Source organism: Blautia sp. aa_0143 (assembly GCF_004167315.1).
In the GTDB taxonomy this organism is placed as follows: Bacteria; Bacillota; Clostridia; order Lachnospirales; family Lachnospiraceae; genus Blautia_A; species Blautia_A fusiformis.
Window position 1 is genome coordinate 1 of sequence record NZ_RCXU01000036.1, and the last position, 18,014, is coordinate 18,014.

Genomic DNA, 18,014 nt, shown 5'->3' on the forward strand with positions numbered 1-18,014 from the left:
CGGTACTTCGTACCGTTAAAAATGGAATAGCAGTTCCGCAGTAGCGGAACTGGCATTCCGTTTAAGCATAATTTGCAATCAGGGATTCTTCTTGATCCAGCTGCATCTGCCTTACAGCTCTTAAAAATCCCCGTTTCCTTGCAATAAGGAAGCTGTCGTCCATTTCGTCAATGCAAAAGATGCCCCCTATCCTTCTGTGGCCAAGCTGGGCAAGATAGCATATGGTCTCATAGACAGAGCTTTCATTTTTTTCCATGATATTCAAACGCATTTCCGGTGACTGCATATGACAGACTTTAATCCTAAAATTTTCTTTTATATACGCTTCCTCTTCCCGTGAGAGCAGAAAAAGGCTAAAGCAGACTTCGATTCCTCTGATCTCCAGTTCTCTTAATGCTTCCAGTTTTTCCTCAAATCCTGAATTGCAATAACGGATAATACAGCCATATCCCATCTTACATGCAAACTCATTCAGATACCGAAACAACAGAAGCTGATACTGATTAATGTAGTTTGTCATTATAAAGCCGAACAGTTTTGACTTCTTACCAGCCAGATACTGTGCGTGAACGCTGGGATTATAATTGTACTTTCTGATGGTATCTACCACTCTTTTCTGCAGCTTCTCGCTGACTGGTTTGGAACGGTTGATAACACGGGAAACTGTAGCGATCGAACACCCGCTTTTTTTCGCGATAAATTTAATATCTATATTTGCCATATTTAAAATTCCTCCGGAAGAATTCTATGGTTACATTTTATAGGAAAACGTTTACATTTCAATTGTGAAATACTTACAAAATTAGCTTCAGGCAGATCATGGTCATCCCAGTCTTTCAGGATATTCATTACAAAACTGCCTGCATACAGGGAAATATGTAAAATTCCTGTATGCAGGCAGTCTTATCATTTCATTATTTTATTCCACGCTCTTCAGTGACTCTACCATATTGATCTTTTTCAGCTTAAAATGCATCACCATATTTACAAACATGGAGAACCCAAAGGTAATGATTCCACTGTAAACAAAGCTTATTGGCTTGATATTTCTTCCGAACATCACCGCATCTACCTCAACGGTTGTGATCACATACCGGTGAAGGAGGATTCCGAACACTGCGCCTGCCAGAATTCCTATGAAGGACAGCAGGATATTTTCCCGGAATACATACTGGGAAACTTCGCCATCATAAAATCCCAGGACCTTCAATGTTGCAAGCTCTCTCTGACGCTCTGTGATATTGATGTTGTTCAGATTATACAGTACCACAAATGCCAGCATTCCGGCAGAAATGATCAGGACCCAGATCACCGCTCCGAGGGATCCCAGCATTCGCTCTACCTGACCTGCTGTGCTGCTTGTATAGCTGATACTTAAAGCTGCCGGATATTTCAGGATTGCATTTCCAAGAGTTTCCAGATCACTCTCTGCATCCTCTTTCATAGTATATACTGTACTTGAATATTCCGGTTTCTCTCCGAATGTTTTTTCATAGCAGGGTGGGGTCATGTAAACGTAATGTCCCATATAGTTCTCCGTGACAGCAGTGATCTTTACTTTATATTTTCTGTTGTCTTTCTCCAGGGTAATCTCGTCTCCTGTTTTCACACCGATAAGAGAAGCCGTTTTTTCACAGATCACCGCTCCATCATCGGTAAGCTCATACTGCTCGTGGGACTTTCTGTCACGTAACGTTACATCCTCTTTAAAATTTTCCGTATTTTCCGGAACATACACATAGATACTGACACTTCCCTTTTCTTTTGGTGCCGTCATCTTGGTGAGCTGCACACGGGTATAGTGATCGATCTCGCTGTTTCCGTCCAGGAATTTCAGAAGATCCTTTTCCTGGCTGTCTGTGGCATCCTCATCATTGATCACCATGGCATCATAGTGCTGGATCTGGTCATATTGGAGAATTGCAATATCCATAATGGAATCATAAAGTCCGAATCCTACAAGCATCAGTCCCATGCTTCCTGCAATTCCGAAAATGGTCATAAAAAGACGCTTTTTATAACGGAAAAGATTTCGCATGGACGATTTCCAGGAAAAGCTCAGATGCTTCCAGATAAAGCTGCTCCGTTCAATAAGGATCCGTTTTCCTTCTTTCGGTGCAGGCGGACGCATCAGAGATGCCGGTGTTTCTGCCAGGGTCTTTGCGCAGGAAAACAGTGTAGCGCCCATAGTACAGATCACCGCTGCCCCGGAAGCGATCAGTGCATATTGTAACTCATAATCCAGCTGCATGTGATCGCCAATATTCCAGTACATGATCCCATACGCCTGGATAATAATAAACGGAAGAACCTTTTCTCCGAAAAGTACTCCTGCGATACTTCCGCCTACTGTAGCCAGAAATGCGTAGCTGAGATACTTTGATGCAATGGATGCTTTTCCGTATCCTAGCGCTTTCATGGTTCCGATCTGGGTTCGCTGTTCCTCCACCATTCGTGTCATCGTGGTAAGACTGATCAGAGCCGCTACAAGGAAGAATATCATCGGGAAAACCTTTCCGATGTTTTTCAGTCGCTCTGCGTTATCACCAAAATCCGAATATTCCGGAAGGTCATTGCGGTCTGAGATGATCCACTCCGGTGTTTCAATATCATCCACCTCTTTCTGGGCATCCTCGATCTTCTGCTGGGCTTCCGCAATTTTGTCATCGGCTTCTTTTTTGCCGTCCTGATATTCTTTCTTTCCATCGGAAAGCTTCTTTTTGGCGTCTTCCAGGTCTTTTTTGGCGTCTTTTAATTTCTGTTCATTTTCCCGGATCTCTTTTTCACCATCCAGGAGCTTCTGTTCATTTGCATCCAGTTCTGCCTGACTGCTGGTAAGCTTTTCTGTGTTGGCCTGGATCTCTGCCTGACCGGCATTTAACTGGGCCTGTTTTTCCTCCAGCTGCTGCCGCCCTGAGCTGAGCTGGGCTCTGGCCGAATCCAGCTGACTCTGGCCATCATCCAGAGTTGCCTGGTTTGTCGCAATTTCTTCTTTTGCCGTGGAAAGCTCTGCTTTCTTTGTTTCCAGTTCTTTTTTCCCTTTATCCAGTTCTTCCTGGCCTTCATTCAGCTGTGCCTCTGTCCCGGAAAGTGTCTCTTCCTGTTCTTTGATCTGGCTGAAGCCCTCATTGATCTGACCTAGGCTGCTCTCCAATTCAGCTCTTGTCTGGGCCAGCTCTGATTTTTTTGCAGTAAGCTCTGCCTGCGCCCCGTCGATCTGGGCCTGACCGGCATTTATCTGTTCTTCCATTGCACTGATCTGACCATTTAAAGTCTGGATCTGCGTGGAAAGCTCCGCCAGCTCTTCCTCGGTTTTTCCTGCTTCCGCACCGGCATCATACTGCGCCTGCAGCTCCGCCACCTGACTGCTTAATGCCTCTTTCTGGCTGGTCAGTTCATCCAGCTGTGCCTGCTGCCCGGAAAGGACTTCTTCACTGGAACTGATCTGGGATTCGCCCTCGGAAACCTGTACAAGTCCTGCCTCACACTGTTCTTTCTGACCGGTGAGAGCAGCCTTTGTTTCTTTGATCGTATTCTTTCCCTTTTCCAACTGTTCTCTTCCACTGTCAAGCTCAGACTGTTTGCTTTCCAGTGTTTTCTCCGCTTCCCGGAGCTGGGCCTCACCGTCACTTACCTGCTGTTTTGCGGCAGTCAGCTGTTCATATCCGGCAGTCAGCTCTGCCTGCTTCTCATTTATCTGTGCTTCGGAGTCAGCAAGCTGGGATCTGGCAGCATTTAACTGGGACAGACCGTCTTCCACCTGCTGTTTTGCGCTGTTAAGCTGAGACCATCCATCTTCAATCTGCTTTCTTCCGTCAGCAAGCTGCTGTTTTCCATCGGTCAGCTCCTTTTTTGCATCACTGAGCTGCTGTTTTCCATCTTCGTACTCTTTTTTTCCATCCTCATACTTCTTCTGCCCATCATCCAGCTTTTTCTTCGCGTCGCCAAGTTTTTCCTCTGATTCCTTCTTTCCGTCCTCAAGCTCTTTTCTGGCATCATCCAGTTTTTCATTGGCTTCTGCGACGATCTCCTCGTAGCGCAGGCTGCACTGTTCTTTTTCGATGCCTTCCACACGCTTCTGTATTTTCCTGATAAGCTTGTCGTAGGCATCGGTATAGCTGATCACATCCCCGGACTCATGAACCATAACATAGATCTGGGTAAAAGCCTCCTGATCAAAATCCTCTGGAAGAATGTATCCGAAGCCGCTGACCTCACCGGATCCAAGAGTCGTATTTCCTCTGTTAAATGAAATATAAAGAGGGCTGCTTCCGATTCCCACAACTGTATAGGTTGTTTTTTTCAGAAGCTCACTGTCTCCATCCTCACTGACAGATATGGTATCCCCGATTTTATACCCCCGATTCTTTGCAAATGGCTTGTCCAGAAAAATCTCGCCGCTTTTTTCCGGTATCCTTCCTTCATCTGCTGTAAGTAGATTAAAATTGCTGCTGATAGATTCCAGATGAAGAACCTTCCTGGCATCGTCCTCTCCACTCATAACATCCGTAGAGTAGCCGCCCTCAGCCAGCTCCACACCGTCAATATCCGATACCGCTTTTACATCACGCTGCGTCAGTCCCAGGGTTCCCTGGATCTTCAGATCCATCAGCTTTGCCGCTTCATAATAAGCATCTCCGGAATATCTCATATCCGGAGAAGACGCCTGGATTCCGGAAAAAAATGCAACGCCCAGTGCCACGATCAGAAAGATCGAGATAAAACGTGCTTTACTTTTCCGGATCTCCATCCAGAAATCTTTGTGTAATGCTTTCATTCCGTCACCTACCATTCAATCTCTTCCACTGGTGTGGGATGTGCATTTTCAGTCATCCTGGAAACCTTGCCGTTTTTGATCTTGATCACACGGTCGGCCATAGGTGTCAATGCAGAGTTGTGAGTAATGACAATAACCGTCATGCCCCGTTCCCTGCAGGTATCCTGAAGGAGCTTCAGGATTGCCTTGCCGGTCTGATAATCCAACGCTCCTGTAGGTTCATCACAGAGCAGAAGCTTTGGATTCTTCGCCAGCGCTCTGGCTATGGAAACTCTCTGCTGCTCACCGCCGGATAACTGTGCCGGAAAATTGGTCAGTCTCTCCTTCAGCCCTACTTCCTCCAGAACTGTCCTGGCATCCAGAGGATCCTTACAGATCTGAAGCGCAAGCTCCACATTCTCCAATGCAGTCAGATTTGGCACCAGATTATAAAACTGGAATACAAATCCAATATCCTCCCGCCGGTATCCGGTCAGCTGCCGGTCTGTATATTTTGCAATATTTTTTCCATCGATCCAGACATTGCCGGATGTGGCCTTATCCATTCCGCCCAGGATATTCAGCACCGTTGTCTTTCCGGCACCGCTTGGTCCTACCACAACCACAAATTCTCCTTTTTTTATCCGGAAGCTGATCTCATCCACAGCTATGATCTTCACTTCTTTTGAGCCATAGATTTTGGATACATTCTCCAGCTTCACATATTCTTCCGTATGCTCCATTTCCACCCCTCCTCTTTACTCTCTATATGATTTCAGGGGGCTTTTATCTGCCCCCTTTTAATTCTCTCACTCACGTATCACAGCTGTAGAAAAATGTTTTCGGCTGTGATCGAATATTATCAATAACTATATTTATAAGTATATCGGTTCTTAATTCAAAATGCAATTTCTACTTATATTTTACAAAGATTTTTCATTCCTGCGCATTTGTATTTTACATTTCTTTTCTATAATACAGACAAATAAAGGAAATCAATATTATAGCTGACTGTTGCTGACAACAGCAGAAGTATAATTCCAGCAAAACAGGAGGAATGGATTATGTATAAAGTACTGTGGAATCACTTAGATCAAAATTTAAAAAAGGCCCCTGCGCCAGCTGTTTTTCTTGCACTTTTGACAGCTGGATGGAGTGCAGCCGGAATTCTTGCAGGATTACTTGTTTGTCTGGAACTTCAGACAGAACTGATGGTGAAGCTGACTGTGATCTTATGTGCCGGTGGATACGCCGGACTGATTCCCGGTTTCTTCGGTGGGATCTTTTATCTTTACCGAATGGATCTTCGGAAACCTTCTGCGGATCCTGTAGCTGATCTGGCAGCTGAAGCGGAAAAAGCTTCTGCCGATCCTACTTCATTGATCTATTTTCACAATAATTGACAAAAAAGCAGAACTCTGCCTGGTTGTGCAGGGTTCTGCTTTTTTTATTGAATATGTGTATTAAGTTTGATTACTTTCTTATGGAATCCGCAAGCTTTTTTGCTTCTGCTGTCAGTTCTCTTATTTTGTCAAATTCTCCTGCCTTCACAAGATCTCCTTTTACCATCCAGCTTCCGCCGCAGCAGAGGATTTTGTCACAGGAAAGATAGTCCTCAAGGTTTTTCGCATTGATCCCGCCGGTAGGCATAAAACAGATTCCTGTATAAGGAGCTGCCATTGCAGAGCATGACGCTTTGCGTGCTCAGGATGCCATGTACCTTCATCTGGTTTATAATCGTGAACGAATCCTGCTTACGGAAAAAAATTCCTGATCTGTCGGACAGCATCCTTTCCTGATCTGTCGGACAGCATCAGGAAAGGATGCTGTCCGATCTTCCAGAAGTCTGTCTTCACGGTCTTCAGCAAGTACATTTTTATAGTAAAAATAAGCCCTGGAAATTCATCTTTCCAGGGCTTTCTAAGAGGTGCCACCCGGATTTGAACCGGGGATAGAGGTGTTGCAGACCCCGGAAAAAAACCTCGGAACCCTCTAAAACTCTAAGGTTTTCCAAACTGTCCACCTTATATCCACCCTAATTTTCATGTTGCTTTCATGCCATATCAGGTATTTTACTGTGCCAAATCTATGCCACTTAGCACCCCTATGGGCATATTATAAACATTTTAGTATCTTTCGTCTACAATTATTTTACTACAACTACAATATTATATGGAGGTTTATCGTGAATTATCAATTAGAATTAAAACAAATTGTGGATTTTCCACGCTGCCGGATTTACCGGGAATTTATACAAACCCTTATGAAAGACAGAAGCATCCGTACCAACGGAGGTTCCTGTCTTTTTTATTTTCTCATTTTATGTTCTTATGCAAATTACAGTTCCTCTTATCGGAACATCGAACACCTTACTTACAAAGTTGTTCCTGGAGAATGGATCTGTTCTCTTAAAGAACTACAGATTCACTTCCGCCAAAAATTCCAGCACCAGGTCATATCCATACTGGATACCCTGGTAGAGCAAAACCTTCTAACCTACTCACTACACGAAAAAAATAAGATTATCCAATACAAGATCAAAGACTGGCCAAAAGATAATACTGCCCTTTCCTATAATTACCCATGCAAAAAAGACATCGGGTTTTTCTTTTTTCCAATCGCAGATGTTCATAAACTAATCGGACTAGGAAAATGTTCGGAAATGGATGCTCTTTTGGATCTTTGGATTCATGCAGTCTATAATGATCCATCTGTGCAAGGCTCTGATGCCGGTCCGGTAGTATATTTTCGCAATCAGACTGGAAATCCCTTGTTCAGTTATCAGGAACTTGCCAGACGTTGGAAACAGTCGAAATCTTCTGTGTCCCGTCTGCTTAAAAAACTTGAAGATACCGACATGATCACACTGATTTCCTATTCCGGGAAACATGGCAGCATGGTATATCTACGTAATTATCTGTCCGTTATGTTTAATATCAGTGATGTCATGATTGATAAGGAGGAAGTTGCCATGAAAATGCAACTGCCAATACATATACCCGAAGACACCTTGCCTGTTAAAAACAATTCTGAATGCGTTTCAGAATCTATTACTGACGAACAAATCATCGTTTCACAGGAAGGCTCCTGCGTTCCAGAATCACACATCAAAGCCATTGTTCGCAAAGTCGCTGAAATACTGGAAATACAAGGCATTTCTTGTTGTAGATGCCCCAAAACAAAGTATATATTATCTCCTTTATCAGCCTGCAAGGATAGTATATATCTATATTCACTACGTATTATCTGCCCCTGGGGGAAAGCCGCCTATCAGTTTGAGTTAAAACTAAAACCGGAAAATCCCGCCGTCACCAACGTCCCAGGGCATACTCCGCCTCTGCAGCATACCTTACCTGCCTTCGCTGAAATCCCAGAAGTTCTGTTGAAAGGAGGGGTTGTATAATGGCAAAGAAAAATCACCACCCTGTTTCTGCTGAAGTAGAAAATAATCCGCTGTACCATGATACCTATAAACTGCTCCGTTGTTACCGGGATTCTACTTATAGCCTGATGGTTGCTGTCCGGCAGGTGGAAATTCAATTCCAACTGGAATACAACACCAGTGTAGACGAATTTCTAGATTCCATCTATGCTGCAGGAGCAGATCTGGGAGACAGCCAGATTGAAGAATGGGCAAAAAGCATTGCCCGCAGTAACAAAATGATAAAGCTGCTTCTCTCTTCTGTGGATCTGCTCCGGAAAAATCATAAACATGGGGAAGAATATTACTGGATATTATATTACGCCTTTCTGTCTCCCCATGAACTGAAAAACACAGAGGAAATCCTGGAAGAGTTGGAAAAGCACGTTCCCAGTATCTCCTACCGGACGTACTACCGAAGGAGGCAGGCTGCTATTAACGCTCTTAGCAGCATACTATGGGGATTTTCTGCAAAGGGGACACTGGAAACTTTAAATAAGTTTTTCCCAAAATAAAATCGACATTTTCCATATAGGCACTCATAATTGAAAAAAACAAAGGAGGGTGCCTATTATGGATCAATTATCAAATTTTATATCCGAATATCTCAAAACATGTGAAACAATAAAAAAATTAAATTCAAAAACCATCAAAGCATACCGTATAGATTTATCACAATTTCATACCCTTTGAATCTGAATAATGTTTGTCGCTTTTTATTTTATTAAAAAAAAGTGCATATCCTGAAACCGAATATGCACTCCAAATAGCATTATATATTTATTTTCTTTTGCACAAAAAAGCACGATATTTTCTAAAACTCTATCTGTGTGTCAAAGTAAAAGCTTCTTCCACTTCCTAATCTTTGTCCGAAATGTTCCAAAGGGGGCTACTGTATTTACATGAATAAACTTATAAACTTCCCATACTGCTGTTTTGGTAGCTTCATCTGCCCACTTTCTTTTATGTGGTAAAAATAGCTCCTCTTCCGTCATAGAATCAATCATTGTAAAAATTTTCTGTATATTATCATCCAGCATGCCCATTAGTTCTTTTAGAGATAAATTGGCATAGGTATTGGTAAACCACTGATACAATTCCCCCAATTGATTCCACTTAAAACCATCCGATGGTGTTTTCACTGGAAGTCCAGCCTGTTCATCATTTTCCCATTTCAATACTAATGTGGTCCACCCAACCTGATATGCAAGATTTTCTGCAGGTGTTCGATCCACCTCCATACATCGTTTGTCCTTCAAGGATTCTGGGATATCCTCAAACTCTGCAATATATTTGTCGTAAGCCCTCTTGATTTCTGCCTTTAGTTCCTCTTTATTTTCATACGCCTTCATCATTTACCTCGCAGTCTTCCGTCTTTACTCCTTGTTCCACACTCCAAAATTAATTATCTCCTACGAATTTCAATAAGCTGAAGTACATCCGCAAACATTTCTCCTTGATCTTCTAAATCAATCATAAGCCATTTTTGTCCATTTCCCCATCTTGCTTTTTCGTAAAGTTCTCTTAATTCTGAAGTACATTCCCATAAAATAGCTTCAACTGCTTCTTTTTCTTTTTCTCCAACCACAACCAGTACCGTAAAATATCCTTCCCTGGGATATACGGTACACAGGCTTTTTCCAGACTTTTTAAATTTTACATTCCAACCACGTTCCCAACTACAACGGCTAAATTCTATTTTCTCATTGCACCTGTACTTCTTTTTAATCTCGGAGCAAAATTGCATAAATACCGGATTTCTAATATATGCCTCAAAATCCTCTAAGATCGGAATTTCCTCTTGATTCTGCATATCAATCATGACCATTCTCCTTTGCTCTTTATAGAAACTGGAATTTTTTGTTGAAACACTTACACAAATGAAGCATAAATAACATAAATTTCTGCAATCAAAATAATTCCGAGAACACCATCTATCATCAAATTATACTGTATATCTGTCAAAAATGTTTTTGAATGTGTCAGGAAATATTTAATGTTTTCTTTCCCAGTCAAAAGTGTAATTATGAGTAGCAAAATAGGAAATAAAAAAATCTCTACCTTATTTCCAAAATCATCTGCTATTCCATTTGCAAAATGAACAGGAATAATCTGAGGTAAGAAAAACACACTTACTATTGCTAATAAAACACCAATACTGCAAATTCCCCATGTTAATTTTCTGCTTCCTACAAGTTTCATAAAAATGCCTTCTTTCTGCAAAATTTAATTTTATAGTTTTTCTCCTGGATATCCCTATTTCTCCACAAATCTAATAATATGGACTTCAGTATATCATAGCATTTATATCGCATCAACATCCAATCTTGCGAGATACATCTGAAATAATTCCAGCTAAATATTTCTTGCTGTCTTGCCCCCGTCTACTCTGTACCGGATTTCTCTTGATCTGCGTCTTCTCTTTTATTCTTCCTTTTCGTTAACCTGTTTTTCACTTCAACTAAACCTACAAAGGCAACAACCACTGTAGCCATCCCCATTCCTATCCCTGAAGCAATATCATTGATGATATTTTGAGCAGGAGATAACGCCACTCCCAGTAAAACGCCATATACCATCGCAAATAGTAGAACAGAAAGAATGTCTTTGGCCTTACGTTCACGAAATGTCTTCTTATACTTTTCCTCCCATTCTTCTTTCATACTTTGCAATTCTACTTTCCCTTTTTTCCCATCCTCTAATAATAATGTAAAAGGTACATAAGCTCCGATCAAAACGCTAATTGTTATATTTGGAATTTCTAAAGCCAATTTCGAAGCATCACGACTTGCAATAATAAATCCCGATATGCAGGCACCCACATACGCCATAAAAATATAGCGTTTTTTTTCACTTATCCCCAAATCACTTTTTTTAAAACATAAAGAAAACAGATAGTCCATAGCCCAAATCAAAAGAAGTAATAGCACTGCACATATCACAGCATTAAAGTTAGCCTCTATGAGTAACGAAAAGCAAATATATGCATACGATGATATGAGCATAAGCAAAACATAAACAAGTTGTTGTATCGGCTTCTTGATTTTATTTACAAATTCAAAAACCCAATATTTCTCCCTATAAACACAATAAATAAAGCCTACCATAAGTATCATACTGATAATATAAGATATTATTAAAACTCTCTCCATGTATTTCTCCTTTGTAAAATCTATTTGATATAGCCAATATTTTCATTTCTCAAATGAGCTATCCACTAATTATAATTTCTACACCTCAAAATACTGTATATCTATACCCTCATACTTTTATCCATAAGTTACCAAATATATTGTACTACACTGCGGTAAAATTCTCCGAATGTGATTGAGGCAATATTATTTTTTCCTTTCAAAAATCACTTCATATCCAAGAGTACAATAGATTCCTTTCTTTTCATCAAATGGGATAACAATTTGCTTAAACTTCCAATCGTTGTCCGTCATAGAAAGAAGAAAATCTTTCACCATATAGAAATCGTCTTTACAATCCACATTAGAACCCTGTGCTTTAGTTTCTAAAGGTACTCTGTAAAATTTATATTCATACAGCACATTTTCCTTTTCATCTTTTTCAAAAATTAATTGATAACACCATGGAAAAAAGGCGCCTAATCTAAGACGCTTTTTACCAGATATGCTATGCTTTCCTTTATTGGGTATTATAACTTGAGTTAAACGCCAGCCATGATTTGCCTCACTTTCTATAGTTTCTTTTACTTGATCATAAAGGAAACCTGACTGGACTTTTCGGGACAAAATTAATGTATTTTTGATTTCTACAAATTTATAAATACGTCCTTCCTCCTCCCATGATATTATTGATAGAACTGTGCTTGCATGTTAAATAATTCAAAATACTTCCCATGTAAATTCAGCAATTCTTGATGTGTACCGTCCTCTATAAGTTTTGCATTTTCAAATACTACAATTCTATCGATCAACTTCGTACATGCCAAACGATGTGAAATATATATACAGGTTTTACCACAAAATAACTTATCAAACATGCTATAGAGCTCATATTCGCTTTAGGAGCTAATGCTGCAGTAGGCTCGTCCGATATTATTATTTCTGAGTTTCGGTATATAGTTCTACTCATAGCAGGCTCTTGTCCACCACCTGATAGAGTGTAGTCAATAACACCAATTGAATATTACGGATGACTTTCTATCACCTGTCCGGTGATATGAAAATCGCCTTTAAGAATCTATTTTGTGTATTCTAATTTTTATTTCTACAAAGATATTAGTAAAGGCTGCTACGCACCGTAGATACGGCAAGGCCTTGACAAATATCCCCATAGAAATTTATTAGTGGTCAAGCACAAAAAGGTGATTTCCAAATTGCCGGATTTATGATTTCGAATCACCAGAATATTCACCAATCTCATAATATTGTGTTTAAACCATTGCTTATATTGCATTAAACCAAAATTTAAACTGTTTTCAATCCTTTTCTTTATCCTTTTTCTTATTTTTCCCATAGCGATTTCTCCTTGGAATTCCTACAAAAAGAATAAGACCTACAACGATTAAAATCGTCAAATCCATATAACCATCTCCTATATCTCTTTATTCTTCATAATCCTAATAGAAATACATATTGATACTGTGTAGATTAAAATAATACCAAATGTTATCACAGCCGCTAATATACCCAAATTACTAAATATACTTATTGCAAATCCATTTTTACTTAAATTAACTTTTTCCATTCCAAACAACACAAGTAAAAAACCAATAATCGGTATATACATAAACATCCTTCCATTAATAGATCCGTATTTATAGTATCCTGGCAATTGAAAAACTGTATAAATGCTATACAAGAGTATTCCATATAGAAATGTAAAAATTATCTGCTGCCATGTCACTTTATCGCCTAATATGAATAATACTATTGGATGAACAATACAGGAAAATAGAACTGCAATTCCACCCATAATAATTGTATACAGATATCTCCCTAAAACAAATTCTTTTTTTGTAATAGGCAATATCCCATATAAGCGCTCCATTCCATTTTTTTCAGAAATTGAAAATGTGTATCCAGATGCCATAGCAATAAAACATGTAGCAAAGGAAACACTTGTCATCAATGAACGATTTATTATTGCAAACACTACTGGAATTAGTAATGTAACTACATGTATATTTTGCTTATTCGCATAACACATTATTTCCTTTGCCCAAGATAAATTAATATTCTTTCCAATCTTTTTAATTATCTCTTGTGAACCACTTTCCACTCCAAAGTGAATAACTTCACACCCTACCTTCTTCAATGCATCTATATCTTTTTCTCTAACAGCATCCACGCGCGACTCAATTCTAAATGCATACTTTTCGTTATACTTAGAGAGTAATAAGCAAAAATATTCTAATCTTTCCTTATTAGCCGTAAATGTATCATCTAAAATTAAAAACTTTCTGGAATTCAGCTTTTCACTCAGAAAATAAATTTCACAGATAATATTCTCTGCGGAACGCATTCGATATTTATTTCCAGACAACGCTCTAGATGCACAATAAACACAATTTCCAGGACATCCCCTGCTTGTAATCAGTGTAAATGCTGTTGAATACTTCTCTGGGTCAATAATTCCAATTGCTTGTAACGGTAATGCATCAAGATTTTCTATATATTCTATTTTTTCTGATATGTATATATCATTTTTAATCCTATAACTAATTCCTTTTACTCTACTGATTGGATATTGTACAGGATATTTTAAGCTTTCAAGGAGTTTTAAAAATGTAAACTCACCCTCCCCCTTAATGACAAAATCTGCTCCTATATCATCAAGCATTTCTCTTTCATTAAATGATGGATGTGGTCCTCCAACCACTGTAATTCCCTCATCTGCTATTGTATGACTTCTATATTCCATTAATATTTTACTATTTTCCCAGATATTTTCTATTCCATCCGTTATAGTTCCAAGTTGTATATTTCCCAATAATGGGCATAAAATAATCTTACCAAAAGAATCTATGTATAAACTATAAATTCCAAACCCACAATAACCTATAAAACGATTGGAAAATGACAAAGAATATTTGATTTTATCTGACCAAATATTCTTATTGTTCTCAAAACATTCTTTTAGCTTTTCTACTGTTTCTTCGCTAACATCTACAAATCTATCTCCTTGATAAGTCTGATGATAGTTAATATATGGACTAATTACAATTTTCACATTAGGAAACTGCCTTGCTTCTCGTATAAAGAGATTAATTTCGTTTACATTGTAATCTGTTACTGTAAATGATAAAATCACTCTTATTTCAAATCGGATCAAAATAGGAAGTGTTCTTAAAATATGTTTATAATTACCAGGAGCATTGCGAAATGTATCATGCGTTTCTTCAGTTCCACCATCTAAACTAATCTGAATCTCTGAAATTCCCACTGTTTTCAAATTCTCCACTGTTTTTTTATTCAAGCAAGAACCATTCGTATATAAACGCATTGATATCCCATTTTTATTAATATATTTAACTATATCCCAAAAATGGGGATGCAGCATTGCTTCTCCACCAGTTAATTTTATTAAACCTACTCCTAAATCTTTACAGGAATCAACAATCTGAAACCACTTTTCTAATCCTAGCTCCTTTTTCTCAATCTCCTTTGGTATATAACAGTGATGACATCTTAAATTGCATTGTTTTGTCAATTCAAAAAATACTTCATCCAAAGTCCATTTAGCTGACAAATCAATTTTTCTAGCAGAGTTCTTAACTAAAATTCCTTTATCAATAAAATTCTCGTAAATTTTTATAATGCTCACTTCCCTGCCCGGAAGTATTGCTAGAATCTCCTCTAAATCTCTACCGCCATTAAACTCCTGCAAGACTATAGATTCAATTTGACTTAGCACCCAATTGCCATTATTTAAACCACTTATCACTATCTTATTATCTATTCTCTTCTTTATAGATAATTGTTCTGCAAAGCCATATATATTTTCCATTTTTCAGATCACTCTCCGCTTCGTTTCTGTGTGGCTTTATCACTGCAGCATTAAATCAAACACTCTGTTCCTATAATTGTCACAATTTCTCTCCTGTCCATATAAGTCGCCTGTTTCATTAAATGCGATTGCTCTACATCCTCCGCCACAATAATATTTAATCTCACAGTTCTTACACTTAGATAACATTTCGACATCTATTTCTCCATATTTTTGTTTACTTTTTTCCATAATCTCAGTAATATTATCTGTTCTTATATTACCCAGTTCAAATTCTTCAATGTGTAAGGAAGGACACAAATATACGTTACCATTACTATCAATACTAATCTGGTTGCAATTAACACCGCATGATGTTTTTCTTCCTTTTGAGTATACTTGATTACATAAATCATTCGAAACATCTATATTAAATATAAATTCCTTATTTTGTTTATAATAGTTAATATAGATATTTCGCAAAAAATCATATCCTCTATCCACCCATTTATAAAACTGCTCCATATTTAATTTATTTTCAAAAGTTTTAGCTCGACCATAGGGAACAAATCTATTGATATGTAATTGTCTAACATTCATATTTAGACAAAATTTTATCATTTCAACGATATCCGGCATATAATCTGGAGTTGGTGTCATTGCAACTATCACTTTTTTGTTATTAATGTGTGTTAGAGTTTTTACCGTATTTACAGCGCGCACAAAACTTCCCTTTCCTCTATTTTTATCATGATGTATTTCTTCATAAGAGTCTAAAGAAATTTGAATTGCATCTACTATCTCCATAATTTCTCTATATAATTCTGCATTTCCAATAGTTCCATTTGTTAAAATTTGAACTTTTCCATACTTTTTACAAGTTTTTAAAATTTCAACTATATCTTTCCTCATCAAAGGATCTCCACCGGTAATGACTATTTTATTATAATTTTTCGGTTTTAATTCTATAAGAAGATTCTCTATTTCTTCTATCGTTAATTCGTTAGCTTCTCCTTCTCCAGAATCCGCATAGCAATAGCTACATCTCAAATTACATCTATTAGTCACTTTAATCCAAATCCCATTAGACGTCTGGTGACAAATGGTTTCCTCTGTTTCTATTCTAGAATAATCACCATCTTTAACAAAAAAACCTTTTTCGATCATATCATCCAAAAACTGTTGAACCTCCTCTCCAAACACTTCTTCAGGAAGTTCATATAAATCCGATAATTTTAGAAGTAACTCTTCCACTGATATTTCGCCATACTTATTTAAAAATTTAGAAATGGTGAGACCAGAACTGTTGACTTTCCTGTAATCCGCTCTTTCTACATCGATTAATAGCCCTTTGGTTTCATAGTCTTTTATAATAACGTTTTTATTTAATGAAATTTTCATTCCTCTCACTCCTCTATTCTAATTTCATGCTTTTTAACAATTGATTTTATTGGACACCAAACTTTTAATCCGCTTTTTGTATCTGTTTCTACCAATATTCCATTTTCACCTTCAATACATATCTCACCTTTATCCACTCCACAGAAAGTTAAATTTCCCTTTAATTCTACAACAATTCGTTCCATAATTTCCTCCTCTAAATCACCATTGATTGAATTTCATAATAATAATTTTGCAACTCAGCTCTTGTAATATTAGGTGTACTAAATACAGCCTGAACTAAATCGAATGAAGACCAATTTTTGATTTCCAAATTAATTCCTAAATCCTTCATATGATTATATAGATATGTGCCTGGGAAAGGGGTATTGATGCTTATACCTACAGTTGCTTTATACTTTTTACGAAATTTCAGTGCCATATCTATTGTTTCTTTTATTGTCTCATGTGTATCGCAATGATGCCCTATGATAAAAGAACACATTACTTGAAGCCCTTTTTGCGACATATATGCAAGTAATTCTTCAGACCTTTCTAAACTTATATGTTTATTAATTTTGTTAATAACATCTTGAGATCCGCTTTCTATACCTATATGTACGGATGTACACCCTACTTCCTGCATTTTATCAATCATTTCCTTTGATAAAATATCTGTTCTCGAATCACAACGCCATATTATATTCATATTGGCTTGCTTTAGATAATCACAAAACTGATACAATCGCTTCTTATTTGCTGTAAAAGTATCATCCAAAAAAGCAAAGTATTTCTCTCCTTTTATACTATATTTATAATGTATTTCACTGAATACATTTTGAGCGCTTCGATTTCTATAACGTGTTCCCGATAGAGCAGCTGAAGCACAATAGATACACTTTCCTGGACATCCTCTACTTGTAATAATCAATTGCTTGATATCATAGCTTCGCATTTCAATTTCATCGAGTTCTGCCCACGGTAAATTATCCAGATTTTCAATATATCCTCGATCTGCATTATGTATAATCTCCTGTCCTACACGATATGAAATTCCTTTCACTTCTGACAAATCAATCGTATGATAATTAAGGCACTCCAATAGTTGTACAAAAGTCATTTCTCCTTCTCCACGGCACACATAATCAACTGTATTATGATGCAAAGCTTCTTCCGGCAAAAAAGTCACATGTGCTCCACCTAAAACAATAATTATTTTTGGCAACACCGATTTAATTATCTTTGTTAAATGGATAACCGCATTAATATTTTCTGTATATGCACTTATTCCTATCATATCCGGATGTGCATTTTTTATTTTATCTATAAATTCCTGTTTCCTTATATGATTTGTAAATAAATCAAGTATTTCTACCATATAACCGTGCATTTTAAGATATCCTCCAATGGAAATTAGACCTAGAGGAGGCATTGTCATCTTCTCTGAATATCCCACCTGCTTATTCTTATTACTGTTTGGCATAATAAGCATAATCTTTT

15 protein-coding genes and 1 pseudogene are annotated in these 18,014 nt (G+C 37.9%); 3 read left to right on the forward strand and 13 right to left on the reverse strand.

From position 1 onward, the window contains the following. Positions 1 to 61 precede the first annotated feature (61 nt). From EAI83_RS14965 to EAI83_RS14975, 3 genes are all read right to left on the reverse strand, one after another. Positions 62 to 721 carry a LacI family DNA-binding transcriptional regulator gene (locus EAI83_RS14965; RefSeq protein ID WP_129975968.1) on the reverse strand — a complete coding sequence of 220 codons (660 nt, stop codon included), beginning with the start codon at positions 719 to 721 and terminating at the stop codon, positions 62 to 64. 198 nt (positions 722 to 919) lie between these two features. Further along, on the reverse strand, positions 920 to 4,777 hold the full coding sequence (locus tag EAI83_RS14970) for an FtsX-like permease family protein (RefSeq protein ID WP_243113526.1): 3,858 nt from the start codon (positions 4,775 to 4,777) through the stop codon (positions 920 to 922). An 8-nt stretch (positions 4,778 to 4,785) separates the two neighbouring features. Beyond that, positions 4,786 to 5,499: an ABC transporter ATP-binding protein gene (locus EAI83_RS14975; protein WP_092069514.1), complete on the reverse strand. Its 714-nt coding sequence runs from the start codon at positions 5,497 to 5,499 to the stop codon at positions 4,786 to 4,788. Between the two features lie 321 nt (positions 5,500 to 5,820). Between EAI83_RS14975 and EAI83_RS14980 the strand changes: the two genes are divergently transcribed. Next, positions 5,821 to 6,159: a hypothetical protein gene (locus EAI83_RS14980; protein ID WP_021977038.1), complete on the forward strand. Its 339-nt coding sequence runs from the start codon at positions 5,821 to 5,823 to the stop codon at positions 6,157 to 6,159. A 70-nt stretch (positions 6,160 to 6,229) separates the two neighbouring features. Here the strand turns inward: EAI83_RS14980 and EAI83_RS14985 are convergent. Beyond that, positions 6,230 to 6,439, reverse strand: a pseudogene (locus tag EAI83_RS14985) (bifunctional 4-hydroxy-2-oxoglutarate aldolase/2-dehydro-3-deoxy-phosphogluconate aldolase); the annotation flags it as partial. A gap of 502 nt (positions 6,440 to 6,941) precedes the next feature. Here EAI83_RS14985 and EAI83_RS14995 point away from each other — a divergent pair. Beyond that, complete coding sequence (locus EAI83_RS14995) at positions 6,942 to 8,159, forward strand: MarR family transcriptional regulator (RefSeq protein WP_022380559.1); 1,218 nt, start codon at positions 6,942 to 6,944, stop codon at positions 8,157 to 8,159. Further along, positions 8,159 to 8,692, forward strand: coding sequence for a hypothetical protein (locus EAI83_RS15000; protein ID WP_015526878.1), 534 nt, complete (start codon positions 8,159 to 8,161; stop codon positions 8,690 to 8,692). Before EAI83_RS14995 ends, EAI83_RS15000 begins: the two co-directional genes overlap by 1 nt. 318 nt (positions 8,693 to 9,010) lie before the next feature. Here the strand turns inward: EAI83_RS15000 and EAI83_RS15005 are convergent, their stop codons facing one another. From EAI83_RS15005 to EAI83_RS15045, 9 genes are all read right to left on the reverse strand, one after another. Further along, on the reverse strand, positions 9,011 to 9,532 hold the full coding sequence (locus EAI83_RS15005; protein WP_433845585.1) for a ClbS/DfsB family four-helix bundle protein: 522 nt from the start codon (positions 9,530 to 9,532) through the stop codon (positions 9,011 to 9,013). 50 nt (positions 9,533 to 9,582) lie between these two features. Continuing rightward, positions 9,583 to 9,999, reverse strand: coding sequence for a DUF3788 domain-containing protein (locus EAI83_RS15010; protein ID WP_025579370.1), 417 nt, complete (start codon positions 9,997 to 9,999; stop codon positions 9,583 to 9,585). Between the two features lie 50 nt (positions 10,000 to 10,049). Then, positions 10,050 to 10,379, reverse strand: coding sequence for a DUF1648 domain-containing protein (locus EAI83_RS15015; RefSeq protein ID WP_025579368.1), 330 nt, complete (start codon positions 10,377 to 10,379; stop codon positions 10,050 to 10,052). Positions 10,380 to 10,561: 182 nt separating this feature from the next. Further along, positions 10,562 to 11,329 (reverse strand): hypothetical protein, encoded by a 768-nt coding sequence (locus EAI83_RS15020; RefSeq protein ID WP_025579367.1) that lies wholly within the window; start codon positions 11,327 to 11,329, stop codon positions 10,562 to 10,564. A 186-nt stretch (positions 11,330 to 11,515) separates the two neighbouring features. Next, entirely contained in the window at positions 11,516 to 11,998 is a 483-nt protein-coding gene (locus EAI83_RS15025) for a DUF4177 domain-containing protein (RefSeq protein WP_117457446.1), read from the reverse strand. Positions 11,999 to 12,740: 742 nt separating this feature from the next. Then, on the reverse strand, positions 12,741 to 15,155 hold the full coding sequence (locus tag EAI83_RS15030) for a radical SAM protein (protein WP_129975972.1): 2,415 nt from the start codon (positions 15,153 to 15,155) through the stop codon (positions 12,741 to 12,743). A gap of 39 nt (positions 15,156 to 15,194) precedes the next feature. Next, a complete protein-coding gene (locus EAI83_RS15035; protein ID WP_025579358.1) occupies positions 15,195 to 16,535 on the reverse strand; it encodes a radical SAM/SPASM domain-containing protein in 1,341 nt (446 codons plus the stop codon). A gap of 5 nt (positions 16,536 to 16,540) precedes the next feature. Continuing rightward, a complete protein-coding gene (locus tag EAI83_RS15040; protein WP_025579357.1) occupies positions 16,541 to 16,720 on the reverse strand; it encodes a hypothetical protein in 180 nt (59 codons plus the stop codon). Positions 16,721 to 16,731: 11 nt separating this feature from the next. Then, positions 16,732 to 18,006 carry a B12-binding domain-containing radical SAM protein gene (locus EAI83_RS15045; protein ID WP_025579356.1) on the reverse strand — a complete coding sequence of 425 codons (1,275 nt, stop codon included), beginning with the start codon at positions 18,004 to 18,006 and terminating at the stop codon, positions 16,732 to 16,734. Positions 18,007 to 18,014: the final 8 nt, after the last annotated feature.

Coding starts and splice junctions, on each gene's coding strand:
- EAI83_RS14965 (WP_129975968.1), bottom strand. CDS start 721: ATGGCAAATATAGATATTAAATTTATCGCGAAAAAAAGCGGGTGTTCG.
- EAI83_RS14970 (WP_243113526.1), bottom strand. CDS start 4,777: ATGAAAGCATTACACAAAGATTTCTGGATGGAGATCCGGAAAAGTAAA.
- EAI83_RS14975 (WP_092069514.1), bottom strand. CDS start 5,499: ATGGAGCATACGGAAGAATATGTGAAGCTGGAGAATGTATCCAAAATC.
- EAI83_RS14980 (WP_021977038.1), top strand. CDS start 5,821: ATGTATAAAGTACTGTGGAATCACTTAGATCAAAATTTAAAAAAGGCC.
- EAI83_RS15000 (WP_015526878.1), top strand. CDS start 8,159: ATGGCAAAGAAAAATCACCACCCTGTTTCTGCTGAAGTAGAAAATAAT.
- EAI83_RS15005 (WP_433845585.1), bottom strand. CDS start 9,532: ATGATGAAGGCGTATGAAAATAAAGAGGAACTAAAGGCAGAAATCAAG.
- EAI83_RS15010 (WP_025579370.1), bottom strand. CDS start 9,999: ATGATTGATATGCAGAATCAAGAGGAAATTCCGATCTTAGAGGATTTT.
- EAI83_RS15015 (WP_025579368.1), bottom strand. CDS start 10,379: ATGAAACTTGTAGGAAGCAGAAAATTAACATGGGGAATTTGCAGTATT.
- EAI83_RS15020 (WP_025579367.1), bottom strand. CDS start 11,329: ATGGAGAGAGTTTTAATAATATCTTATATTATCAGTATGATACTTATG.
- EAI83_RS15030 (WP_129975972.1), bottom strand. CDS start 15,155: ATGGAAAATATATATGGCTTTGCAGAACAATTATCTATAAAGAAGAGA.
- EAI83_RS15035 (WP_025579358.1), bottom strand. CDS start 16,535: ATGAAAATTTCATTAAATAAAAACGTTATTATAAAAGACTATGAAACC.
- EAI83_RS15040 (WP_025579357.1), bottom strand. CDS start 16,720: ATGGAACGAATTGTTGTAGAATTAAAGGGAAATTTAACTTTCTGTGGA.
- EAI83_RS15045 (WP_025579356.1), bottom strand. CDS start 18,006: ATGCTTATTATGCCAAACAGTAATAAGAATAAGCAGGTGGGATATTCA.